The sequence below is a fragment of the Actinomycetota bacterium genome, assembly GCA_035759705.1.
Lineage (GTDB): Bacteria > Actinomycetota > CADDZG01 > JAHWKV01 > JAHWKV01 > JAJCYE01.
Map to the genome: position 1 here is coordinate 1 of DASTUJ010000080.1, position 26,187 is coordinate 26,187.

29 protein-coding genes and 1 tRNA gene are annotated in these 26,187 nt (G+C 66.5%); 15 read left to right on the top strand and 15 right to left on the bottom strand.

The genetic code is table 11. The features are described 5' to 3' along the window. Nucleotides 1–333: 333 nt before the first annotated feature. Nucleotides 334–1,875: a radical SAM protein gene (locus tag VFV09_05270; protein HEU4867123.1), complete on the bottom strand. Its 1,542-nt coding sequence runs from the start codon at nt 1,873–1,875 to the stop codon at nt 334–336. An 86-nt stretch (nt 1,876–1,961) separates the two neighbouring features. On the opposite strand from VFV09_05270, the gene VFV09_05275 reads away from it, so the two are divergent. The 3 genes from VFV09_05275 to VFV09_05285 are packed head-to-tail and all read left to right on the top strand — an operon-like array spanning nt 1,962 to nt 3,760. Beyond that, nucleotides 1,962–2,471 (top strand): FxsA family protein, encoded by a 510-nt coding sequence (locus VFV09_05275; protein HEU4867124.1) that lies wholly within the window; start codon nt 1,962–1,964, stop codon nt 2,469–2,471. 46 nt (nt 2,472–2,517) lie between these two features. Continuing rightward, nucleotides 2,518–2,997, top strand: a complete 480-nt coding sequence (gene greA, locus VFV09_05280) for a transcription elongation factor GreA (protein ID HEU4867125.1) — start codon at nt 2,518–2,520, stop codon at nt 2,995–2,997. A gap of 7 nt (nt 2,998–3,004) precedes the next feature. Beyond that, the gene (locus VFV09_05285) at nt 3,005–3,760 is read left to right on the top strand and encodes an SGNH/GDSL hydrolase family protein (protein HEU4867126.1); all 756 of its coding nucleotides are present in this window, start codon (nt 3,005–3,007) and stop codon (nt 3,758–3,760) included. Here the strand turns inward: VFV09_05285 and VFV09_05290 are convergent. Further along, nucleotides 3,757–4,008 (bottom strand): hypothetical protein, encoded by a 252-nt coding sequence (locus VFV09_05290; protein HEU4867127.1) that lies wholly within the window; start codon nt 4,006–4,008, stop codon nt 3,757–3,759. The two genes, VFV09_05285 and VFV09_05290, sit on opposite strands and share 4 nt — an antisense overlap. Before the next feature lie 26 nt (nt 4,009–4,034). Here VFV09_05290 and VFV09_05295 point away from each other — a divergent pair, with 26 nt between their 5' ends. Beyond that, nucleotides 4,035–5,003, top strand: a complete 969-nt coding sequence (locus tag VFV09_05295) for a DUF933 domain-containing protein (GenBank protein HEU4867128.1) — start codon at nt 4,035–4,037, stop codon at nt 5,001–5,003. Nucleotide 5,004: 1 nt separating this feature from the next. On the opposite strand, the gene VFV09_05300 is transcribed toward VFV09_05295, so the two are convergent. After that, complete coding sequence (locus tag VFV09_05300) at nt 5,005–5,235, bottom strand: hypothetical protein (GenBank protein HEU4867129.1); 231 nt, start codon at nt 5,233–5,235, stop codon at nt 5,005–5,007. Between the two features lie 233 nt (nt 5,236–5,468). Then, complete coding sequence (locus VFV09_05305; protein ID HEU4867130.1) at nt 5,469–5,792, bottom strand: 4a-hydroxytetrahydrobiopterin dehydratase; 324 nt, start codon at nt 5,790–5,792, stop codon at nt 5,469–5,471. Between the two features lie 168 nt (nt 5,793–5,960). Here VFV09_05305 and VFV09_05310 point away from each other — a divergent pair, with 168 nt between their 5' ends. The 6 genes from VFV09_05310 to VFV09_05335 all read left to right on the top strand — a co-directional run bounded on the left by VFV09_05310 (nt 5,961) and on the right by VFV09_05335 (nt 14,354). Further along, nucleotides 5,961–6,737, top strand: a complete 777-nt coding sequence (locus VFV09_05310) for a DUF4399 domain-containing protein (protein HEU4867131.1) — start codon at nt 5,961–5,963, stop codon at nt 6,735–6,737. 83 nt (nt 6,738–6,820) lie between these two features. After that, on the top strand, nt 6,821–7,771 hold the full coding sequence (locus VFV09_05315) for a hypothetical protein (protein HEU4867132.1): 951 nt from the start codon (nt 6,821–6,823) through the stop codon (nt 7,769–7,771). Continuing rightward, a complete protein-coding gene (locus tag VFV09_05320) occupies nt 7,764–9,425 on the top strand; it encodes an ATP-binding protein (protein HEU4867133.1) in 1,662 nt (553 codons plus the stop codon). Before VFV09_05315 ends, VFV09_05320 begins: the two co-directional genes overlap by 8 nt. Further along, nucleotides 9,422–10,615: an exonuclease subunit SbcD gene (gene sbcD, locus VFV09_05325; GenBank protein HEU4867134.1), complete on the top strand. Its 1,194-nt coding sequence runs from the start codon at nt 9,422–9,424 to the stop codon at nt 10,613–10,615. The genes VFV09_05320 and sbcD overlap by 4 nt, the downstream gene beginning before the upstream one ends. Then, nucleotides 10,602–13,040, top strand: a complete 2,439-nt coding sequence (locus VFV09_05330; protein ID HEU4867135.1) for an SMC family ATPase — start codon at nt 10,602–10,604, stop codon at nt 13,038–13,040. The genes sbcD and VFV09_05330 overlap by 14 nt, the downstream gene beginning before the upstream one ends. 141 nt (nt 13,041–13,181) lie before the next feature. Continuing rightward, a complete protein-coding gene (locus tag VFV09_05335; protein HEU4867136.1) occupies nt 13,182–14,354 on the top strand; it encodes a cytochrome P450 in 1,173 nt (390 codons plus the stop codon). Nucleotides 14,355–14,421: 67 nt separating this feature from the next. On the opposite strand, the gene VFV09_05340 is transcribed toward VFV09_05335, so the two are convergent. From VFV09_05340 to VFV09_05355, 4 genes are read right to left on the bottom strand one after another with little or no spacing between them, the layout of a single operon-like run. Continuing rightward, nucleotides 14,422–15,495, bottom strand: coding sequence for a hypothetical protein (locus VFV09_05340; protein ID HEU4867137.1), 1,074 nt, complete (start codon nt 15,493–15,495; stop codon nt 14,422–14,424). A 7-nt stretch (nt 15,496–15,502) separates the two neighbouring features. Beyond that, nucleotides 15,503–16,816: a diaminopimelate decarboxylase gene (lysA, locus tag VFV09_05345; protein HEU4867138.1), complete on the bottom strand. Its 1,314-nt coding sequence runs from the start codon at nt 16,814–16,816 to the stop codon at nt 15,503–15,505. Then, a complete protein-coding gene (gene argS / locus VFV09_05350; GenBank protein HEU4867139.1) occupies nt 16,813–18,456 on the bottom strand; it encodes an arginine--tRNA ligase in 1,644 nt (547 codons plus the stop codon). The genes lysA and argS overlap by 4 nt, the downstream gene beginning before the upstream one ends. Nucleotide 18,457: 1 nt before the next feature. Further along, on the bottom strand, nt 18,458–18,871 hold the full coding sequence (locus VFV09_05355) for a response regulator (protein ID HEU4867140.1): 414 nt from the start codon (nt 18,869–18,871) through the stop codon (nt 18,458–18,460). A gap of 73 nt (nt 18,872–18,944) precedes the next feature. Here VFV09_05355 and VFV09_05360 point away from each other — a divergent pair. The 3 genes from VFV09_05360 (at nt 18,945) to VFV09_05370 (ending at nt 20,729) form a co-directional block, all read left to right on the top strand. Next, a tRNA-Arg gene (locus VFV09_05360) sits at nt 18,945–19,017 on the top strand. Nucleotides 19,018–19,419: 402 nt separating this feature from the next. Continuing rightward, entirely contained in the window at nt 19,420–20,055 is a 636-nt protein-coding gene (locus tag VFV09_05365; GenBank protein HEU4867141.1) for a phage holin family protein, read from the top strand. 41 nt (nt 20,056–20,096) lie between these two features. Beyond that, the gene (locus VFV09_05370) at nt 20,097–20,729 is read left to right on the top strand and encodes a hypothetical protein (GenBank protein ID HEU4867142.1); all 633 of its coding nucleotides are present in this window, start codon (nt 20,097–20,099) and stop codon (nt 20,727–20,729) included. Between the two features lie 47 nt (nt 20,730–20,776). On the opposite strand, the gene VFV09_05375 is transcribed toward VFV09_05370, so the two are convergent. Together VFV09_05375 and VFV09_05380 are read right to left on the bottom strand one after the other, a co-directional pair. Further along, the gene (locus tag VFV09_05375; protein HEU4867143.1) at nt 20,777–21,391 is read right to left on the bottom strand and encodes a UdgX family uracil-DNA binding protein; all 615 of its coding nucleotides are present in this window, start codon (nt 21,389–21,391) and stop codon (nt 20,777–20,779) included. Then, on the bottom strand, nt 21,388–22,158 hold the full coding sequence (locus VFV09_05380) for a DUF72 domain-containing protein (GenBank protein ID HEU4867144.1): 771 nt from the start codon (nt 22,156–22,158) through the stop codon (nt 21,388–21,390). The genes VFV09_05375 and VFV09_05380 overlap by 4 nt, the downstream gene beginning before the upstream one ends. Nucleotides 22,159–22,259: 101 nt before the next feature. On the opposite strand from VFV09_05380, the gene VFV09_05385 reads away from it, so the two are divergent. Beyond that, nucleotides 22,260–23,228 carry a TIGR03557 family F420-dependent LLM class oxidoreductase gene (locus VFV09_05385; protein HEU4867145.1) on the top strand — a complete coding sequence of 323 codons (969 nt, stop codon included), beginning with the start codon at nt 22,260–22,262 and terminating at the stop codon, nt 23,226–23,228. Between the two features lie 3 nt (nt 23,229–23,231). Here VFV09_05385 and VFV09_05390 read toward each other — a convergent pair whose 3' ends face one another. From VFV09_05390 to VFV09_05410, 5 genes are all read right to left on the bottom strand, one after another. Then, on the bottom strand, nt 23,232–23,432 hold the full coding sequence (locus VFV09_05390) for a hypothetical protein (GenBank protein HEU4867146.1): 201 nt from the start codon (nt 23,430–23,432) through the stop codon (nt 23,232–23,234). A gap of 30 nt (nt 23,433–23,462) precedes the next feature. Next, entirely contained in the window at nt 23,463–23,903 is a 441-nt protein-coding gene (locus VFV09_05395) for a DUF6766 family protein (GenBank protein ID HEU4867147.1), read from the bottom strand. A 74-nt stretch (nt 23,904–23,977) separates the two neighbouring features. Next, on the bottom strand, nt 23,978–24,364 hold the full coding sequence (locus tag VFV09_05400; protein HEU4867148.1) for a hypothetical protein: 387 nt from the start codon (nt 24,362–24,364) through the stop codon (nt 23,978–23,980). Between the two features lie 99 nt (nt 24,365–24,463). Further along, the gene (locus VFV09_05405; protein ID HEU4867149.1) at nt 24,464–24,778 is read right to left on the bottom strand and encodes an STAS domain-containing protein; all 315 of its coding nucleotides are present in this window, start codon (nt 24,776–24,778) and stop codon (nt 24,464–24,466) included. 38 nt (nt 24,779–24,816) lie between these two features. After that, the gene (locus tag VFV09_05410; GenBank protein ID HEU4867150.1) at nt 24,817–25,863 is read right to left on the bottom strand and encodes an NAD-dependent epimerase/dehydratase family protein; all 1,047 of its coding nucleotides are present in this window, start codon (nt 25,861–25,863) and stop codon (nt 24,817–24,819) included. A 77-nt stretch (nt 25,864–25,940) separates the two neighbouring features. Between VFV09_05410 and VFV09_05415 the strand changes: the two genes are divergently transcribed. Continuing rightward, nucleotides 25,941–26,187 (top strand): 1-deoxy-D-xylulose-5-phosphate synthase N-terminal domain-containing protein (locus tag VFV09_05415; protein HEU4867151.1); only part of this gene is annotated, 247 nt, incomplete at its 3' end.

A 26,187-nucleotide genomic window follows, 5' to 3' on the forward strand; every position in this document is an offset into this window, starting at 1 on the left:
GGATGGGAGTGGCTCATGAAATACCTTTTGATTCTGCAGGGCACCGAGGGGGAGGAGCAGGGCAACCTGACCCCCGAGCAGATGACCGCCGTGATGGAACCCTGGAACCAGTTCACCCAGGCTGTGACCAAAGCCGGCGCATTTCTTGCGGGCGAAGGACTCTAACCGAGCGCGTCAGCAACCACAGTCCGCCACCAGGCGGGGACCGCAACGTGACCGACGGACCGTTTGCCGAGACGAACGAGCAGATCGGCGGTGCTCTCGGTCTCTCGCAGAACGAGGTCGACAGAGCTTTTGTGTTGCAAGAGCTTGCGGAGTTGGGGCCGGATCCCGCTACCTAGAACTCTTTACCGAGCCGGTCACCCATCCAGGCGCCTTGCGGACCGGCTCCGCCCCGAGGTCCAGCGACATCTGTTCAGGCTCCGGCTGCGGTTCCGGTTTGGGCTTGTCGGGCTGCCGGCGCCTCGGACCGGTCCCCGCGCCGAGTTTGTCCTTGAGGGCGTAGACCGACTTCTGGATCGGCTCCGCCACCGATTTCGGGGCGTTGCTGCCCTTGTACATCTTCCGGTACTGGCCCAGCAGCTCCGGGTACTCCTTCTCCAGCCAGGGCAGGAACTCCTCCTTGACTCCCGGCCGCAGGTGCAGCACCAGAGGCGTAATGTTCACGGCACCCGCCTTCGCGGCGGCTTTGACGGTGGCGGCCAGCTGCTCGGGCGCATCGGAGATGCCGGGTAGGATAGGCGCCATCAGAATGCCGCACGGGATGCCGGCCTTGTTCAGCTTGGTGAGCACCTCGAGCCGCTTCATCGGGTGGGGTGTCCCGGGCTCGGTCCTGCGCCAGACCTCCTCGTCCACCGTGCCCACGGAGAACATGGCGGAGACCTCGGCCACTGCAGCGCCCGCCACCAGGAGGTCAAGGTCCCGCTGGATCAGGGTCGACTTGGTGAGGATCGAGTACGGATTCCGGTTGGCGTTCAGCTCTTTCAGGATCCCCCGCATCAGCTTGTAGCGGCCCTCGGCCCGCTGGTAGTTGTCGGTGTTCGTGCCCATGGCGATGTGCTCACCGCACCAGGATGGCTTCCGCAGCTCCCGGCGCAGCAGCTCGACGGCGTTGACCTTGACGACGATCTTGGTCTCGAAGTCGACACCTGCGTTGAGGTCGAGGTAGGTGTGGGTAGGGCGGGCAAAGCAGTTGTGACTGACCACGCCGTTGGCGATGAAATCGCCCGTACCTGTGGTGATGTCGTACATCGGGACGGCGAACCTGAGGTCCTTTATCGAGGAGACCTTGAGCCCAGATGGGATCGAGTCGCCCAGCGCCGCCTGCTGGAAGGCTCCAGCCCCGACGATTGAGTCACCGAGCGTTAGGTGCGGCCGATCGGGCGCACCGTGGTCGGCCTCGGTCACGTACTTCCAGCCCCGGTTGGTAAGGAACCGGTGATCGGCACTCGCGACTAGCTCGGTGCCATCCTCGAGCGTAATCCGGTAGGCGGGCTTGGTAGTCGACCAATGATTCAGGACGGTCGTTTCGACGTATCGCCGGTAACGGCCTTGCATTTCGGTCCCCAGGATCCGATCGCCGATCCGGATGTCGCTCAGCGATTTCGATCGTCCGTCGGCCATGAGGATCGGCGTGTCGCCGGCCATGCAGTACGAACATGCATGCGAGCATCCCCGGTACGGGTTGATCGTCCAGCTGAAGCCCATGTTGTTGGCTTTGACGTGGTTGATGATGCTCTTGGACCGGACCTCGTAGAAGGTCATCCCCTTGAACTCCGGGGTGCTGAAACGCCGGACCACGGCGTCCTCGCCGAAAAGGGGGAGCTTGGCTGTCTCTCCCTGCGGTGCATCGAGGAGCTGATTGTCCCAGCGCATCGGTTCAGGATAGAACAAGTGTTCGATCCGGACAAGGTGGGTCCGCCCTGTTGGAACGGCCTGAACGGGGGTACTCTTAAAGAACGATGCCGTTCATCCTCGGATTCTTCTTCTTCCTGATTCCCCTGCTGGAGCTTGCGATCCTCATCCAGGTCGGACAGCAGATCGGCGTCGGCCCGACCATCGTTCTGCTCATCCTCATGAGCATCCTCGGGGGCTTCCTCGCCAAGCGTGAGGGCCTGGCAGTCTGGAAGCGGTTCCGGGCGACGCTGGCCAGAGGCGAGGTTCCCTCCACCGAGCTGATCGACGGCGTGCTGGTTCTGTTCGGAGCAGCCCTGCTGCTTACCCCCGGCTTCCTCACTGATGTGATGGGCATCGCCCTGCTGATCCCTGCCAGCCGGGCCGCAGTCCGCCGGGTCGTGATGAAGAGCGGCGGGTGGCTTGTGGCCAAGCGCTTCCCCTTCCTCATCCCCCTCGGCCTGGTGCGGAACCGCACCCGCAAGGTGAGGGCGCACACGGTGGTCACCGAGCCCGTGGAGCCGGTTGAGGGCGAGTGGCGGGATGCCGCCGACAGGGATCACCTGACCGGGCCTTAAGGCAGACCGCCTCGCAGTCTTAGCCGAAGCAACGGATACTGGATTTATGCACTCGCCCGAAGACATCTACGTCAGCCCTTCAACGCTCAAAAAGCTGAAGGAAGAGCTCGAGCAGCTGACCGGCCCCGGGCGGGAGGAGATGAGCGTCCGCCTGCTGCGTGCCCGCGAGCTCGGCGACCTCAAGGAGAACGCCGAGTACCACGCCGCCAAGGACGCCCAGGGCCTGATGGAGGCACGGATCCGGCAGCTCGAGTACACGATCGACCGGGCGGTGGTCCGGGAGGTCTCGACGAACGTCGACGAGGTCGGCCCGGGCATCATCGTGACCGTCAAGGACAAGTTCGGCACCGAGGACTACCTGTTCGCCGACTCCATGGAGGAGAAGATGGACGGCGCCAGCACGGTCACCCCCACCTCCCCGATGGGGAAGGCGCTGGCGGGCAAGAAGTTGGGGGAGACCGCCACCATCGAGGCGCCAAGAGGCAGCTTCTCCGTTGAGATTGTGGGGTTGCGTCCCCTTTCTTAAGTCGAGTTTGCAGAAGATTCCGCGCCGGTACCTCCAGATAACCAGCTTCGTGGTTATGGGAGTCGTCGTGCTGCTCGGAGGGGAGGCCGCGTACACGTTGAACCGGGACTTTCCTCTGGTCGACCCGCCCTCGCCGATCCACGGCGAGTTCGGCGACCCCTCACTCCCGCCGCTGAAGTTCGTGGTCCTGGGCGACAGCACGTCGGTCGGGGTCGGGACGTCGCCCGAGAACTCCTTCCCCTGGATCCTGGCCACCCGGCTCGGCGAAAAATACCACGTGACGCTCGACGTGGTGGGCTTCGGCGGGGCGATGACCAAGGACCTGCCCGGGCAGGTCGACAAGGCGCTGGCCCTCCAGCCGGACCTGGTTTTGGTCGAGATCGGCGCCAACGACACCACCCACATCGTCCCGCTCCGCAAGGTCGAGAAGAACATCGAGGCGGCACTCGACAAGCTGCAGGCCGGCGGGGTCAAGCTCGTGGTCGCCGGGCCGCCGCATATGGGGACCTCGCCTGCCTTCCCGCAGCCGCTTCGGATGGTCAGCGGGTGGAGGGGTGCGGCCGTCGGGCGCCGGATCGAGAAGGCGGCCGAGGAGCGCAAGCTTCCCTACATCGACCTGGCCGGCGGCACGAAGGACCAGTTCAGGAACGACCCCGAGGCCCACTACAGCGTCGACTGGTTCCACCCCGGCGCCGGAGGCTACAAGCTGTGGGCTGAGGTAATGTACCCAACCGTGCTGGCGGAGGCGGAACGCCCGGCTTAAGCCGGTATCAACACCAGATGGTCGTGCTGCAGGGTAGTGTCAAGGAGGCCCTCGCCCACATCGGCCGCTACGTAAAGGATCATCCCCTCGTGCTCAACAACCACATCGCCCTCCTGCGGGGCGTCCGCAAAGCCGGTTTGAATTCCGCCGCCGCGCCGGTACACCCGGATCTTCGCGTCGGGGTTGAAGCGCGCCGCGGCGTCGTACGCCCGCTCCAGGACTGCGGTTGCCGTCTCGCTGATTTCCATGCCCCCACCCTATCCGGGAGACCCGCATGAAGACAGTCGGGATCACCGGGCCGTCGGGCTCGGGCAAGAGCGCCCTCTGGCGGGCCATCTCCGGGCTGAAGCCCGTGGGCGACGTCGCCACGGTCGCGGTGCCGGACCCCCGTCTGGACAAACTTTCCGAGCTCCACGCGTCGAAGAGCACGGTCTACGCCCAGGTGGGGGTGGTGGACGTGCACGCCAACGCCCGCACCGCCTCGGCGGCCAACGCCAAGCTCCGCAACATGGACGCGCTGTTGATCGTCGTCCCCGGCTTCGGGGGGCAGGACGGCGCCAAGGCGCTGGATGCCATGAAGGACGAGCTTCTACTGGCCGACATGGGCCCGATCGAGAACCGGCTGGCCAAAGCCAAGCGTGACCCGGCGGCCAAGGCCGAGCTGCCGGTCCTGAACGCGGCCCTCGAGCACCTGAATAACGGCGAGTTCCTCAGCACCCGTACCTGGGAGAAGGAGGAGCTGGCGGTCTTCTCGGCGCTGGCGCCGGTCACGCTGAAGCCGATGATTGTGGTCTACAACGTCGACGAGGACGCCCTGGAAGCCACTATCGAGGCGCCCGGGTTCACGGTCATCACGGTGCCCGCCCTGCTGGAGGCGGAGGTCGCCGGCCTCGGGCCCGAGGAGAGCAAAGAGCTTCTGGGCGCCTACGGCGTGGAGGAGCCGGTCATGGGCCGGGTGATCCAGGAGGTCTACCGGTCGCTGGACCTGATCACGTTCTTCACAACCGGCGAGGACGAGTCCCGGGCCTGGGAGCTGAAGCGGGGAGCCACCGCTCCGGAGGCGGCCGGCGCCATTCACACCGACATCCAGCGGGGGTTCATCCGGGCGGAGGTTGTCTCCTACGAGGAGCTGGTGGCCGCGGGGAGCTGGGACAAGGCGAAGGCAGCGTCGAAGATCCGGGTCGAGGGCAAGGACTACCTGTTCAAAGAGGGGGACTGCACCAACTTCCGCTTCAACGTCTAGTTCACGCGCCGTTAGCGTCGTCGATGCTCAGGGCCACAACGCCCCCGCCCTCGTCCTTCACGATCACGCTTACCGGCTCGGCCTGGTCCCTGTGCTCCTCGAGGTGGCCGAGGTCGAACCCGTAGTCCCGCTCCGGGTCGATCAGGATTCGCCGCGGCCCTTCTTCGGATTCAACCGTGATGGCCGAGGGCCGGCCCTCCGTCACCTCGATCTCCGAGATCAGCCCCTCCACCCGGGCGCCCCGGGAGCAGGCGACTAACAGAACGGCAGCGGAGAGAATCGACAGGCGCCGGAGGCGGTTTTGTGCCGTGTCAGCTAACCTTCGGGGCGTTTGGAGGGGTGGAGTCGGTCCCATGCTGCGTTCTCGCTCGTCCCGTTAGGACGCATGGCTAGCGGGACTCGCCGCGGCCTTGCCTGGAACCAACTCACTCGCTCCAAACCTCGCAAAAGTTAGCCGACACGGCACTACAGCTCGTCGACCTTGGCCGCCATGATGAAGTCGTTGTCGGTCAACCCTTTGGCGGCGTGCGTGGTGAGGGTCAGCTTCAGGAACCCCCAGCCGATCTCGAAGTCCGGGTGGTGACCCTGCTGCTCGGCCAGAAGCCCGACCTTGGTGGCCATCCCGAAGGCGTCACGGAAGTTCTTGAACTTAAAGCTGCGCTCGATCCGGTTGTCGACAATGGCCCAGTCGGGGTCGAGCTGGGAGTGGAGCTCGGCCGCCTTTTCCGGGCTGAGAGTCGGGGTTCCTGCGTGGCAGGCTTCACATTTTCTGGCTGCTAGATCGCTCAAGGTTCAGTGCCCCTTTCCGGGTCTTAATTAAATCTAAGAAGGTTTGCCAAGTCCGGGAAAACGGTAACCCTTGTTCCATACTATCTATCCCCCACATGAGCTCCCCAGAGCTTGATCCTTGGGATCCCCAGCACCCCTGATCGTGTTTCGCAACCCCGGAGGTCCGAATTGAAGACCGTCTTTCGCCCGATCCTCCCCGTCCTCGCCCTGCTATTGCTGCTGGGTGCCTGTGGTCGTGACAACCCCACGCTGGATGCGCCGTCGAGCACCCCGCAGGCCCTGTCGGTGGACATAACCTCGCCGGAAAACGGCGCTCAGGTGGGCGGGAACGTGGTGCTTTTGACGGTCGAATCGGAAGGCATCGACATCACCGAGGCGGATGGCGACGTGTCCGGGGAGACCGGGCACTATCACGCCTTTATCGACCGGGACCCGGTGGCGTCGGGGGAGACCATCTCCGAAGGCCCGGGTGTTCTTCACTTCACCGACGACACGGTCAGCATCCCCGGATTGTCGATAGGCAAACACAAGATAACGGTGGTCCTGGCCGACGGCGCGGAGGCGAGGATCGGGCGGGCCTCTGCCGTTGTCGAGGTCGACGTCACCGGACCTTCCATCGACGCCAGCGCTCCGGCGACGGCGCCCATGGCCGTCGGCTTCACCGTGGAAAGTGTGGCGACAGGCGTGCAGATAGTCGACCCGGCGAAGGACCCGGGGACCGGCGGCACGGGACACCTGGACCTGGTGGTCGATCCGGCCGAGGACCCGGTGGGCGGCACTGCCCCGCTCCCGGTCGATGCGACCCACATCCACGCCACGGGGACGTCGACACAGATCGGCGGCCTTCCGGCAGGGGAGCATGCGGTCTGGGTCGTGCTCACCGACAAGAACCACGTGCCGGTCAACCCGCCGGTTGCGGACAGGGTGGTCGTCGTCATCAGGTAGCCGTTCGGGCTGATCGAACATTTGTTTCCCAACCCGGCGCAAATTTGCGGCCGGCTGTCATACCCGGTCGCTAGCATGGGTTCATGGCCGAAGATCAGATGTGGGTGGAGGCATGGAGCCCGGAGTACGGCTCTTCCTCCGAGGTGGATGACGGTCTGTCCTCGTCGGTCGAGGAGGTTGACCCGGATGTCGAGACCGCCGCCTGGGGGGCGATAACTCCGCGGGTCTCCCCCCCGCCGGTTGCGGCTTTCATCGACGGTGTGGACCGGGTGGACGCCCGGGCCTTCTACGGCCAGGGGGCAGCGCCGGCGCCCGGGCTGTTCGGATCGGTGGCGGCGGGAGCGGTCCTGGTAGACGGGCTGGCCACCTTCGGGCCCTCCGAGGTCCAGCGGTGGAGCGTCTTCGGGTCGGACGTCAACCCGCCGGTCAGGCCGTTCAGCTCGGCCATCAGCTACCGGGGCACCTCCATCGCAGGGACCCGGCCCGAGGAGCTGCGGGGGGCCCTGCAGAAGGCCCGGAGCCGGCTGGAGGAGGACCTGGCACGCCGCCTGTCCCGGGAGGGCATGCTGGTGATCGCCGATGGGCCCCTGCTCCTGAGGGAGCCGGTGAACCTGGTCGGATACATCAAGAGCCACCAGAAGACCTACCTGAGCCCGGAGCACGCGCCGGTCGCCCTGGGGCTCGCGCCCGGGCAGCGCACGCCGATATTCGGTTTCGGGATGTCGTCGCACCGCCCTCGGTTCTCCTGGTACACCCGGATCGCGCCGGCGCCGCACCAGCACCCGTGGGCTGCAATCGCCCGGTGCGAGGTCAGCAGCACCATCGGTCTGGAGAGGGCGGTCGGCCTGGCCGATGTGGTGACCTTCCACCTCCCGCGTTTCAGCTCCAAGGCCTTTTGGGACACCCGGGCTCCGCAGAACCTGGTGCCCATCGCCACCCTGGAGCGCAAGCTCTGGAGCCTGCTGGGGGATAGGGAGCTGATCATGCGCCGCATCCGTTCCGGCGTTCGGGCGAGGAGCCTGGGCCGTGGCTGACGAGCAGGTGGGCCGCGTCCTTGGGGTGGACCCCGCGACCTCCACGGAGTTCCGAGTGGTGATCGACGCGGACAACTACCTGCAGCTCGACGACCTGGTCGAGGTCCGCACCCACGTGCCGAAGGTGGGGGAGGTGCACCTCTACGGCCTGGTGACCGAGGTGGCGGCCCGCTACGAGGGGGCCCGGTTCGAGTCGGACATGTTCCTGATCGCCGAGGAGGGTTCGTTGCCGGCCGAGCTGGCCCGGTCGGCAACGGTTCAGACCATCCGGGTGGACCCGGAGATCTGGGTGGCGCCGGACCCCGGCGAGCCGGTCTACCGCGTCGCCGGGCACTCCCGTGACAAGGCGCTTTACGCCGACGAGATGGGCCGGCGCCTTCCCATCGGCTTCGCCCGGGACGGCGAGCCCATCTGGGTGGACCTCGACTTCTTCGACGGCCGCAAGGGCGGCCACATCTCGATCTCGGGGGTGTCGGGCGTCGCCACCAAGACGTCGTTCGCGCTGTCGTTCCTGCGTTCGCTGACCGCTCACCCCGAGGTGGTCGGGCAGGCGGCGTCGAATGTCCGGGTTCTCGTGTTCAACGTGAAGCAGGAAGACCTGCTGTGGCTGGACAGGCCAAACTCGGAGCTGAACGACGAGGCCCGCCGGCAGTGGGAGCGGTTGGGCATCCCGGCCGAGCCGTTTCCGTCGGTCTCCTTCTGGGCGCCGCCCCGGGGTCCTGTGGGGCTGGTCCCGGACACCGACTCCCGGAGCGTTGGGGTTTCGGCCTTCTCCTGGACCCCCCAGGAGTTCATCGAGCTGGGGCTGCTGCGCTTCCTGTTTGTCGAGTCGGGCGACTTTCGCCAGCAGCTGACCTTCGTCGAGGAGCGGGTCCGGTCGCAGTTGCAGAAGTTGTACGAGCCGGTCGACGGTCGCCCGGGCGTCGTGCGGATCGGGACCCGCATGGTGTCGTCGCTGGCGGATCTCGTCGAGGTGATCGAGCAGCACGTGGACCCGGAGGACGGCGAGCCGGAGCAGTCGTGGACCGGAAGGGTCCAGGGTGGGACCGCCCAGGCGTTCATGCGCCGGCTTCGTGCGGCCGAGTACCGCATCGGGCGGCTCGTCCGGGCCGACGGGAACCGGGTCGACCGGATGGCCGAGGCAGTCACAGTCGTCGACCTCCACAAGCTGCACGACTTCGCACAGCGGTTCGTGGTCGGCGCGCTTCTGGACGAGGTCTTTGCCGGCAAGGAGAAGACCGGCCAGCGGCTGCCGCTGCAGGTGATCCTGCTGGACGAGCTCAACAAGTACGCCCCGCGGGAGGGCCACTCGCCCATCAAGGAGGTGCTGATCGACATCGCCCAGCGGGGCCGGTCGCTCGGGATCATCCTCATCGGAGCCCAGCAGACCGCCTCCCGGGTGGCGCCCGAGGTGGTCGAGAACGCCTCTATCCGGGTGAGCGGACGGCTGGACGCCGCCGAGGCGGAGCGGGCGGAGTACGGCTGGATGCTGCCGTCCACCCGGGCCCGGGCCCGCTTGTTCAAGCCGGGCACAATGGTGGTATTCCAGCCGGGCATCCCGGCGCCGCTGGTCTTCACCTTCCCCTACCCGCCCTGGGCCACCCGCCCGGAAGAAGCGGTCGAAGCGGGAGACCCGTTCGAGGGGTTGCTGTGAGATTCCTGCACACCGGCGACTGGCACGTCGGGAAAAAGCTCGGGCGCATCTCCCGGGAGGTGGAGTTCGAAGCGATGCTGGACGAACTGGTCGCGATCGCCAAGGACCAGCAGGTCGACGCGGTCCTGGTTGCCGGTGACCTGTGGGACCGGGCGATGCCGCCGCTGGACAGCATGCGGATGGTTATCGACGGCCTGATCCGGCTGGCGGATGCGTCGGGCAAGGTTGTCGCCATTCCGGGCAACCACGACTCGTCGGCGCTGTTCGAAGTGCTCGCTCCGCTCCTGGAGCCGAGAGGGGTTGTGCTGACCCCGAAGATCGCCCGGCCGGAGGAGGGCGGCGTGGTCCGGGTCCTCTCCCGGAACGGCGAGGAGGAGGCGTGCGTTGCCGTTTTCCCGTTCCTCCACGAAGCGGTGGTGATCGGCGACGTCCTGAAGGATTCCCAGGACTGGTTCGCCAGGCTCGATCCCGGCTCGGTGGTCGGCGCCGACCGGTACGCGGACAAGGTCCGCCGGCTGAGCACTGCTCTGTGCTCGGGTTTCGACGCCGGCGGCATCGGAATCCTCATGGCCCACTACTTCGTTGACGGCGCCGAGATCGGAGGCGGCGAGCGCAAGATCCACCTGGGCGAGCAGTACGCGGCCACGGCCCAGTCGATCCCGCCCGGCGCAGGTTATGTAGCCCTTGGCCACATCCATCGCCCCCAGGAGGTGGTGGGGGCCGCAGTCGCCACCCGCTACTGCGGGAGCCCGCTGCAGCTCGACTTCTCCGAGCGGACCCACGAGAAGCAGGCGGTGATCGTGGACATCAAGCCGGGTTCGCCGGCGAAGGTCAAAACCATCGCGCTGTCCTGCGGCCGCAGGTTGATCCGGGTGCAGGACGAGCTGGAGTCGCTGCAAAAGCGGGCTGCCGAGTTCGGAGAAGCGTACCTCGACGTCCGGGTCCAGACATCGGGGCCCGTGTTCGGCCTGGCCGACCAGGTCCGCAAGTTCCTGCCGAACGCCGTGATGGTCCAGGCGGTCTACGACCGCATGGCCGGTTCCGAGGAGGTAGTCGCGAAGTCCCTGGACGGCCGGATCACCGATCTCTACGCCGGCTACCACCTCCGGGCCCACGGGGTGGAGCCGCCGGCCGAGTTGATCGACGAGCTGAAGACGCTCGAGGAGGAGGTCCAGCGTGCGGCCTCTTGAGCTGACCCTCGAGGGGTTCAAGTCCTATCGCAAGCCGCAGACCTTCACCTTCGACACCCGGACGCTTTTCGGGATCGTCGGGCCGACCGGCTCGGGCAAGTCATCGATTCTCGAAGGCCTGATCTTCGGCCTGTACGGAAAGACGCCGAGCGTGGAGTCGGGAACGAAAAAGCTGATCAACGCCCTGGAGTGGCAGGCGCGGGTCCAGCTGGTCTTTGAGTCCGACGACGTCGCCTGGGAGGTAGTCCGGATCATCCGGCTGAAGGGTACGTCCCAGACCATCCTGCGCCGGGTCGACGGCGTCGGGGACCCGGTGACCGGCGATCGAAACGTCACCGAGAAGATCGAGGAGATCGTCGGCCTGGACTTCGAGTCGTTCCGATCCTCTGTCGTGCTGCCCCAGGGTGAGTTCGACAGGTTCCTGAAGGCAACCCCCACCGAACGCTCCCGGATTCTGAAGGGGATCTTTCGCCTGGAGCGGGTCGACCTCCTGCGAGAAGGCGCCCGGTCCCGCCTTCAGCTGGTGGAGGGTCAGATTAGCGTTCACCAGAGCACTCTCGACTCGTTCCCCGATCAGCCCGAGGTACGGCTCAAGGAGTTGAAAACGGACCTGGCGGTTGCCGAGAAGCTGCTCGCCGAGGTCCGGGACGAGCTGCCTGGCGTCTTGAAGGCGGAGCAGGATGTCCTGAGGTCGGGGGAGGAGATCCGGCGGGTCCGTCAAGAGAAGGCTCAGGCCGAGACGGCGCTGCGGCGCCTGCCGCCGGAGGAGTCGCTGCGCAACCTTGGCGCCCTGCAGGAGAGGGCCGAACGCAGGCTCGAGGAAGCTCAAGAGGCGCTGGTCGAAGCCGCTCGAGTCTTGAACGAGGCGCAGGCCAGGGAGACGGAGGTTGCAGAGAGGTCCGGCGGGGACGCCTGGTTCGCAGGCGTCGAGACCGGGCTGGCGGCCCGGCAGCGGATTGCCCGCACCTTGGCCGAAGCGGAAGCGGAGAGCGCCGAGTTCGAGAAGTCGTTCCAGGCCGGGGCGATAGAGCTTCCGAAGTTGGAGGCGGCCTTCCTTTCGGCCGACGCAGCGACTGTCATGGCAAGAGCCAGACTACGTGAGCTGGAGCAGAACCACGCCGCTCACCTGCTCCGGCGGGACCTGGCTGAAGGGCAGGCGTGCCCGGTCTGCGAACAAACCGTCTCGTCCGTGCCCCATTCCGCTCCGCTGCCCGCCCTGAGCGCAGCAACCGAGGCGATCACCGCAGCCGAGGCCGGCTTGAAGAAGGCGCGCACCGACTATGAGTCCGCCCGCACCCGGCACACGCTGGCCGGCGAGCGACTTCGGCAGGCGGTCGCCCGGGTTGAAACCGGCCGGGCCGAGCTTGACGAGGTAGAGAACCTGCTCGGCCAGCTTGCAGCCGGGGTCTCCGACCTGAAACAGGAACTGAGCACCCGGCGCCTGGCGCTGGCCGAGAGCCGCTCGGTCCTAAAAGACGCCCGCACGGCGCGCGACGCAGCAGATGCCGAGGAGCGCAAGGCCCGCCGGGGCGTGGACGACCTGGCCCAGAAGAGCCGGGATGTAACCAACCAGTTGAGCCATACCAGCGGGTTGCTCGGGCTGGGGTCCATCTCTCCCGAATCCGAGGGCCTTTGGGACGCCGCCAAGCGCATTGTCGAGGCGGGCGCCGAAAGAGTCGAAGCGCTTGTCCGCCGGGAACGGGATCTCGAGGCCGGAGCGGCTGCTGCAGCGCGGCTGGTCAACAGCTTCCGGACCCGGTTCGCGGCGGCCGCCGACGACCAGGCGTCCGACGTGCTGGCCCGGGCCAAGGCCGAGGTCACCCGGTTGGAGCTCAGGGTCGAGGAGATGAAGGGGGTAATCGTCAGGCAGAAGGAGGTCCAGGCCCTTCTGAGCGCCCTGGTCGCCCGCCGCAAGCGCTTCGAACGGCTGATCACGGACTTCGCCGACTCCAAATTCACCGCATTCCTTCTGGACGAGCAGCGAAGGCTGCTGTCCCGCATCGGCTCCGAGAAGTTCCGGGAGCTGACCGGCCACTACCGGTTCGACGAGGAGGGCCAGTTCCAGATCGTCGACGAGCGCACCGGACTCACCCGCAGCCCCGACACCCTTTCGGGAGGGGAGACGTTCCTGGCTTCTTTGTCGCTGGCTCTGGCGCTCTCCGAGGCGGTGGCACTGGAGGGCGGCCGGCTCGGCTGCTTCTTCCTGGACGAAGGATTCGGCTCACTGGATCAGGAGAGCCTGGACCTGGCGCTGGAAGGGATCGAGACCCTGGCCGACCCTGGCCGGCTGATCGGGCTGATCTCCCACATCCCCGGCGTCCAGGCACGCCTGGACGACTTGATCATCCTGGAGCGGGGTAGCGACGGAAGCACCGAGGTCGTGCAGCACGAAGGCCCGATGGGCTACGCATCGATGCTTGTTTAGCAAATGGACCAAGTGATCGACTGAGCCTTGCGAACAAATTGGAGATGGACATCCAGTAATGTAACACTGTAAACTGCACTCCTGTTCGTGACCGGAAAAGGAGAGGCGATGGCAGCGTTTGAGGGTGAAAGCGTAAAACCCATGGCCCCTACCATCTACAGCCCGTTCGACCCCGAGGTCCATGCCGACCCCTACCCGCACTACCGCGAACTGCGAGAGCACGATCCCGTCCACCGGAGCGAGGTCGACCTCTGGATCCTCACCCGCTACGACGATATCGCCACCCTGCTGCGCGATCCCCGGCTCGGCCATGAGGTCACCCAGGGATTCGCCGGAGAAGGCGGTTCGGCGGATTGGGAGTCGATGCTGTTTCGCGACCCTCCCGCTCACACCCGGCTGCGCTCGTTGGTCAGCAAAGCCTTCACGCCTCGCGTGCTTGAGAGCCTGAGGACTCGGATCGACAACATCGTGGACGATGCGCTCGGTGTCGCACGGGAGAACGGAACGATGGACGTCATCGGCGACCTCGCCTTCCCGCTTCCCGCCACGGTCATCAGCGAGATGCTGGGGCTCCCGGTCGAGGATCACCAGCAGTGCCGGCGGTGGGCAACCTCGGCGACCCGCAGCCTTGATCCGCTGGTCGACGACCGGCTCATGGACGAAATCTTCCTTTCGCTCATCGAGTTCCGCCAGTACCTGTCGGAGCAGGTGGAGCGGCGGCGTGCCCAGCCGGGCGAGGATTTGATAACCGCATTGATCGCGGCCGAGGAGCAGGGCGAGCGCCTCAGCCACGAGGAGCTCATCTCCACCCTCCTGCTCCTGTTTACCGCCGGACACGAGACCGCGACCAACCTGATCGGCAACGGCCTGCTGGCACTGCTCCGCAATCCCGACCAGCTTCGGCGCCTCAAGGAGGACCCGGGCTTGATGCGGCCGGGCCTCGAGGAGTTGCTCCGCTACGACAGCCCGGTGCAGTTCGTGATCCGAATCGCGAAGGAGCCGATCACCGTCCGCGAACAGAATTTTGTCCGGGGAGATTCGATGCTCCTGGTGATCGGCGCGGGGAATCGGGACCCGGAGCAGTTCGCCGATCCCGACTCCCTCGACGTCGGGCGAAAGAGCATCAAGCACCTCTCTTTCGGGGGCGGAATCCACTTCTGTCTTGGGTCGGTGCTGGCTCGCATGGAAGCCCAGGCCGTGCTCGGGGGCCTGATTTCGCAGTTCGACGAGCTCGAGCTTGCCACCGATGACCTCCGGTGGCGCCCGCACATCAATCTGAGGGGGCTCGAGTCGCTGCCGATCCGGGTGGGTTGAGGGCGCCCTCCCGGTAGGCCCAGGTTTCTCGGATCAGAAGCCGACAAGCCTGGGCCGGCTGGATGACCTAGAGGTAGATCCCCCATCGGTCCTGGACCCCGAACACCCGGGAGACGAAACCCACCAGCGGCCCGACATCCTTGAGTAGACCCAGTCCCTTCGCCGGGGTCACGTGCCGGAACGAGCCGACCCGGGTCAGGCGGCCGGTTGCCGGTTCCTCGAGCGAGGCAACCAGCAGCGCCGACTCGCTCGGCGGGGCCGCCGGGTCCTGGCGGCTGTGCATGGCCTGGATCGGAATCCGAATCCGGCCGATCCGGGCGGCGGGGGAGAGGTCGGAGATCAGGTCGCCCAGGCCGGCCGGCAGCGCCGCCACCAGGTCCCGGGTCCGGGCCGGGTCGGTGTTCACCATCAGGTCGTAGATCGCCCGGGATGCCGGGTTGAGACCATCGGGCTGCCGTTGGTCGTAGGCCTCGACCAGCGCCTTCTCGTCGTCCGAGGGCAGGTAGTTGGCCAGGAACTCGGTGACCGCCTTGCCCGCCCGGGGGTCGGGGCTCCACTCGTCGGTCAGCCCGCCCGGCGCATTGACCCTCCCGGCAGTTACCCCCTGCAACAGATGGACCAGGTCGAAGTAGGTGCCGACCGTCGCCACCTCAAGGACCTTGTCCTGGACGGCGGGCTCCTCCTCCATCGCCACCAGACTGAACGCAGCGCCGAACGAGAAGGCCAGGACCATCACCTTCCCGCCGGTCTTCTCCGCCAGGTAGTCGATGCTCTGGCGGATGCGGGCGGTGTCGGTGCGGTCCAGGCGCTGCTCACCCAGACCGAGGTAGGGGGCGACGACGGTACGCCCAAGGCGGTTGAGCGATCGGGCGACGTCGACAATGCGCGAGTCGGCCGGCCCGCCGGGGGCGACGCCGTGGACCAGGACCACGCCGGGCATCGTGTTCCGGCCTTCGTAGAGATCCGCTTTGCCGTCCTCCAGCTTGACGACCGAGACCTTGGGATCCGGCAGCAGGCGCAGAGGTTTTACCGGGGCAAGCATCTCGGTCAGGAGCAGGACGGATTTGGCGGTGCTTTTCACCGGCTGTATGCAGTAACCGGCGGTGAGTGCGAGCGCCAGGATCAAGCCCTTCCGCGCCATTGATCCGCTACTCGGTTTCCAGCCGGACCAGGTCGTCGTAGGTCTCCCGACGGATCATCAGCCGGGCCTCGCCGTCCGCCACCGTCACGACGGCGGGGCGGGTCTTCTTGTTGTAGTTGGAGGCCATCGAGTAGGTGTAGGCGCCGGTCGCAGGCAGTGCGACGATATCCCCGCGGCTCACCGACCTGGGCAGGGCCAGGTCCTCGATGAGCAGGTCGCCGGACTCGCAGTGCATGCCGGCGAGGGTGACGGGGAAGCCGGCGTCCTCCTCGGCCTTGTTGGCCAGGATCGCTGCGTACTTGGCCTGGTAGAGCGCCGGCCGGATGTTGTCGCTCATCCCGCCGTCCACCGAGACGAAGGTCAGCTCGGATGAGGTCTCCTTGATCGAGCCGACCGAGTAGAGGGTCACCATGGCGTTGCTGATCAGCCAGCGGCCCGGCTCGAAGCAGAGCGCAGGAAGGGCCACGCCGTTGCTTTCGGCGGCCCTCCGGGCGGTGGAGATCACCAGATCGGCCAGGAGCTTGACGTCGAAGGGCCGGTCCCCGGCGACGAAGGGCACGCCGAAACCGCCGCCGAGGTTCAGCTCGGGGAACTCCAGGCCGAACTCCGCCTTGATCTCGGCCAGGAAACAGAACATCACCTCGATGGTCTCCTCGAACGGCGCCGAATCGAAGATGTTGGAGCCGATGTGGGCGTGCAGCCCCCTCAGCTCGAGGTCCGGATGGGCGTTGGTCCTGATGATCGCCTCCCGGGCCACCCCACCCTGGAGCGGAAGGCCGAACTTCGACTCGTGGTGCCCGGTTTGGATGTGCACGTGGGTGTCGGCCGTGACCCCGGGGGTCACGCGCAGGTAAACCGCCTGCCTCCGCCCGGCGGCCCGGGCCAGGTCGCCGACGCGGTCGATCTCCTCCAGGTTGTCGATGGCGATCCGGCCGATACCTGCGTCGACGGCCATTTCGAGCTCCGAGTCCAGTTTGTTGTTGCCGTGCATCACCATGCGCCCGGCCGGGAAGCCCGCCGCCAGGCCGGTGAACATCTCTCCACCGGAGGCGACATCCAGGCCCAGTCCCTCCCGCTCCACCAGCCGGCAGACCGCTTTGCTGAGGAACGCCTTGGCGGCGTAGTAGATCGTCGCGCCGCCGAAGGACGCCCGGACCGAGCTGGCCCGGTCGGTGAAGGTGCGTTCGCAAAAGACCAGCAGGGGGGTGCCGAAGCGTTCCGCCAGCTCGACGGTGTCGCACCCGCCGATCGCCAGGTGGCCCGCCTTGTTGATCCCGGCGGTGTTCGGAAGAGCGGCCCGCAGGTCGTCGGTGGTGGTCACATGCTCTCCGGAGCGTCCACTCCCAGCAGCTGAACCGTGTTCGCCAGCACCTGCCGGGTGGCGTCGACCAGCCAGAGGCGGGCCTTGCTCAGCTCGACGTCCTCGCTGATCACCCGGCAATCCCGGTAGAAGGCGCTGAACTGCGAAGCGAGCGCCTGGGCGTAGTGGGTCAGCCGGTGCGGCGCCCGAAGCCGGGCCGACTCCTCAATCAGATCCGGAAACTCCGAAAGCTTGCGGATCAGCAGCGCCTCGCCCTCGTGGGTGAGCAGGCTGAAGTCCGCTTCCTCGATTGGCCCTTTGTCGGTTCCTTTCGCCGCTGCGTTGCGCAGGATCGAGCAGGTACGGGCGTGCTGGTACTGCACGTAGTAGACCGGGTTCTCCTGCGACTCCGACTTCACCAGGTCCAGGTCGAAGTCGATGGTGGCGTCGATGCTCCGGCTGACCAGGGTGAACCGGGCGGCATCCACGCCGACCTCGGTGATCAGCTCGTCGATGGTGACGATGTTGCCGGTGCGCTTTGCCATCTTGACCGCCTCGCCACCGGAGATGAAGTTGACCAGCTGCTGGAGCATGATCTCCACCGGCTGGGTGAGCCCGAGCGCCTTGCCGACGGCTTGGAGCCCGGCGACCTGGCCGTGATGGTCGGCCCCCCAGACGTACATGACCCGGTCGAAGCCCCGCTCGATCTTGTCGATCAGGTAGGCGACATCGGCCGCCAGGTAGGTGGTGGCATCGCCCTCGGAACGGATCAGGACCTGGTCCCGGGACGCGCCCAGCTCGCTGGAGCGGAACCAGACCGCCCCGTCCTGCTCGAAGGTGTGCCCCCGTTCGGTGAGCTTGGCGATCCCGGCCTTGACCTTGCCGGCCTCGTGCAGCGACGACTCGTACACCCAGTTGTCGAATTTGACCCGGAACTTCTCCAGGGTCCGGCGGTGGCTGTCGACCATTCTTTCGGTCCCGATCCGGCCGAGCCGGCCCGGGTCCTCGGCCAGAGAGTCGCCGAACTCGGCGGCCAGCTCGCGCCCCAGCTCCGCCAGGTACTCGCCCTGGTAACCGTCTTTCGGGACCTCAGCCTCCCGGCCCAGAGCTTGCAGGTAACGGGCGTGCAGCGATAGGGAGAACCGCTCCATCTGCTTGCCTGCGTCGTTGATGTAGTACTCGGTTCCCACCGGGTAGCCGGCCGCATCCAGCAGTCGGGCGAGCGCATCGCCGTAGGCGGCGTTCCGCCCGGAACCGACGTGAAGGGGGCCGGTCGGGTTTGCCGACACGAACTCGATGAGAATGCGCTCCGGTTTAGCGGCGCCCCGGCCGAAGTCCTCGGCGCGTTCGGCGATGTCCCGAACGGTCGACCCGAGCCACCCCTTTGCCAGGTGGAAGTTGATGAAGCCGGGGCCGGCGACCTCGGCGCGCTCGACCAGGTCGGACCGGGGGAGCGCCTCGACCAACTGCTCGGCCAGGCTCCGGGGCGCCATGCGGGCGCTCTTGGCCAGGGTGAGGGGAAGGTTGGTGGCGAACTCGCCGTGCTCGGGACGGGCCGGACGCGTCAGCTCGACCGCCGGCGAGACGGCATCCAGCGTCCCGTCGGCACGCATCTTGTCGAGACCGGCCTCCAGCAGGCCGGCGAGGTGATCGGTAATCACGCTAAAAGCCGGGCGGGGATTCCGGACGCGAGTAGCTCCCCGCGAGGATCTGCTCGATCAGGTCCAGCAACTCGACCGGTTCAAACGGTTTCGTGACGTAGGCAGCCACTCCGGATTCGTATCCTTTTCTCAAGTCGGCCTGCTGTGCACGTGCCGAGAGGAAGATCACGGGGATCTCGGCCGTCCGGGGGTCCTTCAACATCTCGGCCCGGGCGGTCCAGCCGTCCATCCGGGGCATCATGATGTCCAGGATGACCAGATCCGGGGTGTCCCGGGCGGCTCGCTCCACCGCCTCCAGGCCGTCGGCGGCGGTGATCACATCGTATCCCTCGAACTCCAGATTCACCTGAAGAAGCTCGATGATGACGGGGTCGTCATCGGTAATGAGGATTTTGTGGCGAGTGCCGGAATTCAAGGTGCTTTGATTGTAGTGCCGGGTAGCCCGGACTACCCCCGGTCCCTCTCCCGGTACAATTGGACGAATCCCCGCCCTCGTAGCTCAGGGGATAGAGCGTTCGCCTCCGGAGCGAAAGGCCGCAGGTTCAAATCCTGCCGGGGGCACCGCCAAATTTCGGCCGCAGTTGGGCCTGGTTCCAGATTGTTCCCACTCTCCACAAGGCGTCGCTGTCCTGCTCGGTGATCGCGACCTTCCGGCCGGACAGGCTCGCGGGAATCCGCTCGCCCCATGGCGGGGGCCTGCTACTTGGGGGCGGAGGCTTTATGCCTGCGGCCCTCAAGTGTTTCGCCGGGTGCTTGTACGACCAGTTTGCGGTCCGAACCGGGGCGAGTCGCCGCGCTCGGAGCCTCAAGAGCTCTACCCATCCGGCCCCGCTCTTTCTTCGAACCCGTTCAAAACGGGAACCGAGGCGATTAGTTCGGCCCCCAGCGGGAACCATCAGAGTTAGCCAATTCGCGCCCGTAGACGTCGGGCGTCCTGAAAATGAACCGAAATTTGGAGGTGCCATGGCCGCCGAGAATGGAGCGCGGAGCCTGGTCGATCCGGATCTGATCGACAAGCTGAAGGAGATATCGGACGACACTAAACAACTGCTGACCCAGGAGGTGGAGCTGGCCAAGGCCGAGATCCTCCAGAAGGTCGAGATAGTCAAGGAGGACTTCCAGCAGGCGACCTCCCAGGTCTCCTCGGAGATCCAGGCCACCAAAGGGGAGCTGGTCGAGGTCGGCAAGAAGGCCGGGATCGGCGCGGGGCTGTTCAGCGGCGCCGGCCTGTTCGGCCTCGCTGCGTTCGGAACTCTGACCGTTGCCCTGGTCGCGGGCGTTGCCGAGTTCCTGCCGGTTTGGGCCGCAGCCCTGATTGTGACCGCCCTCTACGGGATCGTCGCGGGGGTCTTGGGGATGGCCGGCAAGTCCAAGGTTCAGGAGGCTTCCGACCAGATGCCTGCCGCCACCCGGCACATCGACAACATCAAGAACGTCGCTGCGTCCACCAAGGACCGGATCCAGTCCGACGTCCCGTCGTTCGCCCCGGAGATGACCATCGACTCCCTGAAGGAGTCCAAGGACAAGCTTGCGGACGCCTGGAAGAAGGGCAGCACCGAGAGCCGTCCGTCGTGGCAGCAGCCGCCCCACAAGCGGTAGGGCGCTTTCCACTAGACGACTTTTAACTCTAGGAGGTTCGGATGAGTCAGACACGCAGTCCCGAGGAGGTTCGGCAGGAGGTCGAGCAAAGCCAGCAGAAGCTGGCCGAGGCGGTTGAGCACGTGGCCTACCACAAGGCCCACCTCAAAGAAGAGGTGAAGGAGAACGTCAAGGCACAGGTCACGGACGCCGCTGAGCAGATCAAACAGAACGTGGCAAGCCACTTCAAGGACTCCGCTGCGGCCAAGCCGGGCGAATTGAAGGAGGCGGTGGTCGACAAGGCCGGCGACCTGAAGGACACCGTCGTCGAGAAGGCTGCCGACCTGAAGGACACTGCCGCCGAGAAGAAGGACGACATCAAGGCCACCGTGTCCGAGAAGGCCGAGGACATCAAGCTTGCCGCTTCCGACAAAGCCGGGGACATCAGGGCGGCTGCGTCGGAGAAGGCGGAGGACATCAAGGCGACTGCGTCCGATAAGAAGGAAGAGTTCAAGCACCGGGACGACGAGCTGGCCGCTTCACCCGTAACCGGGAACGGACAGGTCGGGACAACGGACCCGGGTGTGCTGAGCAGCGCCAAGGACAAGGTTCTCGAGACCTTCGGGAACGTCACCGCAAGCATCAAGACCAAGGCCTCCGAGACTGTGCACGGGCACCCGTCGACCGAGGACTGAGGCCGGGAAAGACCTGATGGGCGCCGGGCTTTAAGCCCGGCGCCTCCTTATCTGACCCTGGCGGCAGCCGCCTCGAGGTCTGAAACGAAAGCCTTCATCTCCAGGCGCCGGCTTTCGTCGTCCCGAGATCGCAGGATGGAGGACGGGTGCACTGTGGCCATTACGCAGGGGGCCAGGTCGGAGTCCACCGGCTTGCCTCGCTGCTGGGTCACCTTGAACGTCCGGCCGAGGAGCGCCTGGGCTGCGGTAGCCCCCAGGCAGACCAGAACCGTCGGCTGGACCCGGGCCAGCTCCTCCCGCAGCCAGGGGACGCACGCTGTGATCTCGGCCGAGTTGGGCTTCTGGTGGATCCTTCGTTTGCCCTTGGGGGTCCACTTGAAGTGCTTGACGACGTTGGAGACGTAGACCTCGTCCCGGTTGAGGCCCACCGACTCCAGCGCCTCGTCGAGGACGCGGCCTGCCGGACCTACGAATGGGGAGCCCTCCCGGTCCTCCCGGTCCCCGGGCTGCTCACCGACCAGCATCAAACCGGCGGGCACCGGGCCCTCCCCGAAGACGGTCTGGGTTGCGTTCTCCCACAGGTCGCACCCCCGGCACGCCTGTGAGGCTTCACGAAGCTTCCGCAGGGATGCGCCCTCCGGGATGAAATCGGCGGCGGTCACGGGACCGGCGCCGGGTCCCCGGCCGTCCGGCTGGGCTGCAGCCCCTTCTCCTCCCCGATCTCGGCGAATCGGATGGCGTCCCGGATGGCGCAGCACCGGTGGTCGTTGTTGAAGTAGACGTACACGTCGTCCGACGGCCCGAACTGGCCAGCCAGCAGGTCGGCCCAGCGGTGGAGGGTCCCGTCCGGGTAGCAGGGGTGGGGCTCGGCGTCGCCTTCGTGCATCCTGAGGTACCCCCAGGAGGCGGTCCTCCACTCGGCGCCCAGTGCTTTGGAGTGGCGGTCGGCCAGGCAGAAGGCGGCGTCCCGGCGCTCGAGGACCCCCCGCACCTCGTCGGTGAACCAGGTGGGGTGGCGGAACTCGACCGCCAGGCGAACCGACTTCGGAAACGCCTTCAGTGCCTCCTCCAGCCTCTCGGCGTTGGCCGGGAAGTTCGGGGGAAGCTGGAGCAGCACCGGCCCGAGCTTGGGACCCAGGCCCTCGGCCGCGTCCATCAGCGTCTTGACCACCGGCCCCGGGTCCTTCAGGCGCTTCAGGTGGGTGAGGAAGCGGTTGGCCTTGACCGTGATCACGAAGTCGCCGGGTGTGCCTCTACGCCACTTCTCGAAGGTCTTTCTCTCCGGCAGGCGGTAGAAGGTGTTGTTGACCTCGACGGTGGCGAAGCGGTCGGAGTAGAACTTCAGCCAGCCGGAGGTGGCCATCTGCTCCGGGTAGAACCTGCCCTTCCAGTCGTCGTACTGCCAGCCCGAGGTCCCGATGTAAAGCATGGGAAAGACGTACCCGGCCGCGGTTCGTCCGACACAAACGGTTTTGTCGAACGGGGTGGCGGGAACCTACGCGCGTCGGCACCGAATTGAACGGAGACGCTATGGAAATCGGCTACTCGCTTTCAAGTGAAGAACAGCGACCCAACGACCTGGTGGACCTGGCCGCTGAGGCCGAACAACGCGGCTTCGCCTTCGCCCTCATATCCGACCACTACCACCCCTGGACCCGACGGCAGGGCCAGAGCCCGTTCGTATGGTCGGTCATCGGCGGCATCGCCCGGGCCACGAGCACCCTGCGCCTGGGCACGGGCGTCACCTGCCCGACAATCCGGATCCACCCGGCGATCATCGCCCAGGCGGCAGCAACCTCGGCCTGCCTGATGGAGGGCCGGTTCTTCCTCGGTGTGGGCAGCGGCGAGAACCTGAACGAACACATCCTCGGCGACCGCTGGCCCGAGGCCAGCGTGCGCCTCGAGATGCTCGAAGAGGCCGTCGGGGTCATCCGCCTGCTGTGGGAGGGCGGCAGCCAGAGCCACCGGGGCCGCTACTACACGGTGGAGAACGCCTGCATCTTCTCCCTGCCCGACGAGCCGCCGGCCATCTGCGTGGCAGCCGCCGGCGAGAGGGCGGCCGAGCTGGCGGGCAAGATAGGCGACGGCCTCGTCGGTGTGGCGCCGGGGCCGGTCGTCAAGACCTTCGAGCAGGCCGGCGGCAAGGGCAAGCCCAAGTACGGCCAGGTCACGGTCTGTTACGCGAAAACCGAGTCCGAGGCGCAGGCAACAGCGCGCAGTTGGTGGCCCAACGCAGCAGTTGAGGGTGAGCTGGGCCAGGAGCTTCCGCTACCCGCCCACTTCGAGCAGGCAACCAGTTGGGTGGACGACAAGACGATGGGGGAGAAGATCCCGTGCGGCCCCGACCCCGAGATCCACGTCAACGCGATCAAGGAATACGCGGGCGCCGGCTACACCCACGTCTACGTGCACCAGGTCGGGCCGGACCAGGCAGCGTTCTTCGACTTCTACGAGCGGGAGGTTATGCCCGCCCTCAGCACGGTGACGGCGGACAGGTAGGCGTCAGGGCTGGGCGACCTCTTCGCCGGTTTCGACCTCGGTCTCGATCGCATCCGCCGCCTCGTCGGTGACGGTCGTCTCGTCATCGGGGTCGGCCGCCGGGCGTCCCGGGGTGCCGTCGGCGTGTCGCGGCGGGACTATCGCACCGGCGGCGTCCGGTCCGTCCTCCGCAGCGTTTCTTTCCTGGTTGTCTTCGGCGGACATGCTTTCCTCCTGGTTTGATGGGCCCCGGGCTTACTTCGCAGCCTTCTCCTTCTCGTCGAGCTTGCGCTCGATCCTGCGGAGCATGGCTTTGATCTCCTCCTCCCCGTCCTTCGACTCGGCGCTGCCCCTATGGATGTAGAGGCCCGCCAGCACCACAAAGGCGAAGACCTGCAGGTACTCCGACTGCCAGTTCTCCAGGGTCGCCTGGGCGAAGTTGTCGACGAAGCCGGCGATCTCCGCCGGTCGGCCGTGTTCCTCCTGCTGTGACCTGTACTCCTGCCACTGCGCCAACCCGTGGCCGAACCAGACGAGGAGGAACAGCCACAACAGGGTAAGGGAGAGGCCGAAGCCCTTCCGCAGCGGCTCGTTCTTCCGGCGCTCCTGCTCGATGCTCCGGCTGAGCGCCCTGACGAGGAACAGAAACGACCCGATGGTGATCAAGAGGACGACCAGCCTGATCAGCGTTTCCACCAAACCTGCTCCTTTCGCCAAAGGGGTCAAATTTCTACCCGTCGCACGGTGCGATTAATCGCCCCGCCGGCGGGTCAGGTGGCTGCGTCCGTGTCTCTGCCGGGAAGGCTCTTCAGTCGGTTGCGGGGGTACTCCAGAGGGTGCTGGGCCACCCACCGGCTTCCCTTCGGCAGCCACCAGAGTTCGGTGGCCACCTGGGTCCCGTCGGGCAGGTTGAGCCGCGAGCTCTCCATCTGGGGGAACCGGCTGAGCCCGGTGATCGACCACTCGGGCGCGGGGGCCATGAGGTTCGCGGAGTCTTCGGTGTCGGCCCCCAGGTCCGGGTGGTTCCGTGCGGTGTCGGCGGCACAACAGCGGCAAACCGGCTGGGACTGCTGACGAGGGATCCGGACCGCGCACTGGGTGCAGTTGTTGTAACCGAACGACAGGCCGCGCCTGGAGTAGAAGGAGCGATCAGCCATCGGAAATCCCTCCGGCGAGGCCCGTTTTGCAGGCCGTTTCGGGAACGCTGCTTATTCCCGGAAGCTCCTATACCCCGGTGGAGTGCGGTTAAACGGCGGTCAGCCGACCAGAAGGAGCTTGTCCAGGCCGCTGACCTGGAGGACCTTGGAGGTGTTCGCCGAGGGGGAGCGAAGCATCAGGGTGCCGTCGCGCTCCCGCATTCGCTTCAGGGTGGCCACCAGAACCCCCAGCCCGCTGGAGTCGACGAAGTCGAGCTGGCTCAGGTCGATCACGAGGCTGGTCGTACCGTCCTTCATCAGCTCCAGGATCTGCTCGCGAAGCCTGGGTGCGGTGGAAAAGTCGAGCTCTCCGATGACGGAGATGACCGCCTCGTCCTCCAGAACGGTGACCACGAGCTCAAATTCCTGCGACATAGGCCAGCATTCTACCTGAGCGCCGGGCGCGCAACCGATCACCGCGCCCCGATGCCGGTGAGGAACTCCCGGACCCGGAACGGCCCGCCGGTGTCCCTGGCCAGCGGCGGCGTGGGCAGGTCGGCGGAGCGGTTCAAGCCGTAGACGAAGTCGAGCAACGTGTCTTCGGCGCTGTGTTCGGGGTTCCACCCCAGCTCCTGGTGCGCCCGCGTGATGTCCATGAGCGGCGACTGGACGGCCATGTCGACCCAGCCGACCGGGCTGGGCTGCAGGCGCATCCGCCAGCTTAGGTCGGCCGCGCGCCTGACCAGGGGCTTCGGCACCGGAACCGGGCGCGCTCCCAACAGTCTTGCAATGTCCTCGAAACCCATGTCCGGCTCGGCTGCGACGTTGAACGCGCCGCGTACGTCGCCGAGAACCGCCAGCCGGTAGGCGTCGCCCACGTCGTGGGAGTGGACGAACTGCGTCCTGGTTCCCTTCAGATTGGGCAGGATAGGGATGCGGCCCGGTTTCACCAGGCTCGTGGGCATCAGCGGGCCCATGAACAGGCGGCGGATGCCGCACGAGGCGCCGGCTTTGAGGATGATCCCCGGGCGCAGCCGGACCACCCGGGTCCAGGGGGACCGGGCCTCCATCTCGTCGAGGAGGCTCTCGACCTCTGCCTTGTGGCGGGAGTAGAAGCTGGTGGAAATTCCGTTGACCGGCCACTCCTCGCCCACCCGGCGGTCCTTCGGGCCGGGGGAGTAGGCGCCGACGGAAGATGCGTAGACCAGAGAGCGCACGCCGGTGCGCTCGACCGCTTCGAAGACCCTGCGGCTGCCGGTGACGTTGATCGCCCGCAGCGTCTCGGAGTCCCGGGAGGGTTGGATCGCCCAGGCCAGGTGGACCACCACGTCGGCGCCGTCGAAGACTGGTTCGAGGTTGCCGGAGACGATGTCGGCGGTCTCCCAGCGGACCTTGGAGAGCTCGGCGTCCGGCCGGCGCCGGGCCACCCCGACTATCTCGTCGACCTCATCCGCGCGCCGCAGGCTGCGGAGGACGCTGGTGCCGGCGTTGCCGGTGGCTCCGATGACCACAACTCGCATGGCCTGATGTGTACCCGGCCGTGGCGACGGCAAACGGTCGCAAATCGGGGTCCCAGAAGGGAGAGTACGATGATTGGATGATTAACGACAGGCCTCTGCTCGACGCGATCTCGAGCCCGGCCGATCTTCGCAGCCTGCCGGCGGAAGACATGCCCCGGCTCGTGGAAGAGGTCCGGGGATTTCTCGTCGAGACCGTGTCCCAAACGGGCGGGCACCTCGGGTCCAACCTCGGTGTGGTCGAGCTGACCATAGCGGCCCACCGGGTTTTCGAGTCTCCCCGGGACCTGATCCTGTTCGACACCGGCCACCAGGCCTACGTCCACA

Bases quoted from the DNA above. Each gene is read 5' to 3' on its own strand.
- VFV09_05270 (HEU4867123.1), bottom strand. From the start codon at position 1,875: ATGCGCTGGGACAATCAGCTCCTCGATGCACCGCAGGGAGAGACAGCC.
- VFV09_05275 (HEU4867124.1), top strand. From the start codon at position 1,962: ATGCCGTTCATCCTCGGATTCTTCTTCTTCCTGATTCCCCTGCTGGAG.
- greA (HEU4867125.1), top strand. From the start codon at position 2,518: ATGCACTCGCCCGAAGACATCTACGTCAGCCCTTCAACGCTCAAAAAG.
- VFV09_05290 (HEU4867127.1), bottom strand. From the start codon at position 4,008: ATGGAAATCAGCGAGACGGCAACCGCAGTCCTGGAGCGGGCGTACGAC.
- VFV09_05295 (HEU4867128.1), top strand. From the start codon at position 4,035: ATGAAGACAGTCGGGATCACCGGGCCGTCGGGCTCGGGCAAGAGCGCC.
- VFV09_05315 (HEU4867132.1), top strand. From the start codon at position 6,821: ATGGCCGAAGATCAGATGTGGGTGGAGGCATGGAGCCCGGAGTACGGC.
- VFV09_05335 (HEU4867136.1), top strand. From the start codon at position 13,182: ATGGCCCCTACCATCTACAGCCCGTTCGACCCCGAGGTCCATGCCGAC.
- VFV09_05340 (HEU4867137.1), bottom strand. From the start codon at position 15,495: ATGGCGCGGAAGGGCTTGATCCTGGCGCTCGCACTCACCGCCGGTTAC.
- VFV09_05365 (HEU4867141.1), top strand. From the start codon at position 19,420: ATGGCCGCCGAGAATGGAGCGCGGAGCCTGGTCGATCCGGATCTGATC.
- VFV09_05370 (HEU4867142.1), top strand. From the start codon at position 20,097: ATGAGTCAGACACGCAGTCCCGAGGAGGTTCGGCAGGAGGTCGAGCAA.
- VFV09_05380 (HEU4867144.1), bottom strand. From the start codon at position 22,158: ATGCTTTACATCGGGACCTCGGGCTGGCAGTACGACGACTGGAAGGGC.
- VFV09_05385 (HEU4867145.1), top strand. From the start codon at position 22,260: ATGGAAATCGGCTACTCGCTTTCAAGTGAAGAACAGCGACCCAACGAC.
- VFV09_05390 (HEU4867146.1), bottom strand. From the start codon at position 23,432: ATGTCCGCCGAAGACAACCAGGAAAGAAACGCTGCGGAGGACGGACCG.
- VFV09_05400 (HEU4867148.1), bottom strand. From the start codon at position 24,364: ATGGCTGATCGCTCCTTCTACTCCAGGCGCGGCCTGTCGTTCGGTTAC.
- VFV09_05405 (HEU4867149.1), bottom strand. From the start codon at position 24,778: ATGTCGCAGGAATTTGAGCTCGTGGTCACCGTTCTGGAGGACGAGGCG.
- VFV09_05410 (HEU4867150.1), bottom strand. From the start codon at position 25,863: ATGCGAGTTGTGGTCATCGGAGCCACCGGCAACGCCGGCACCAGCGTC.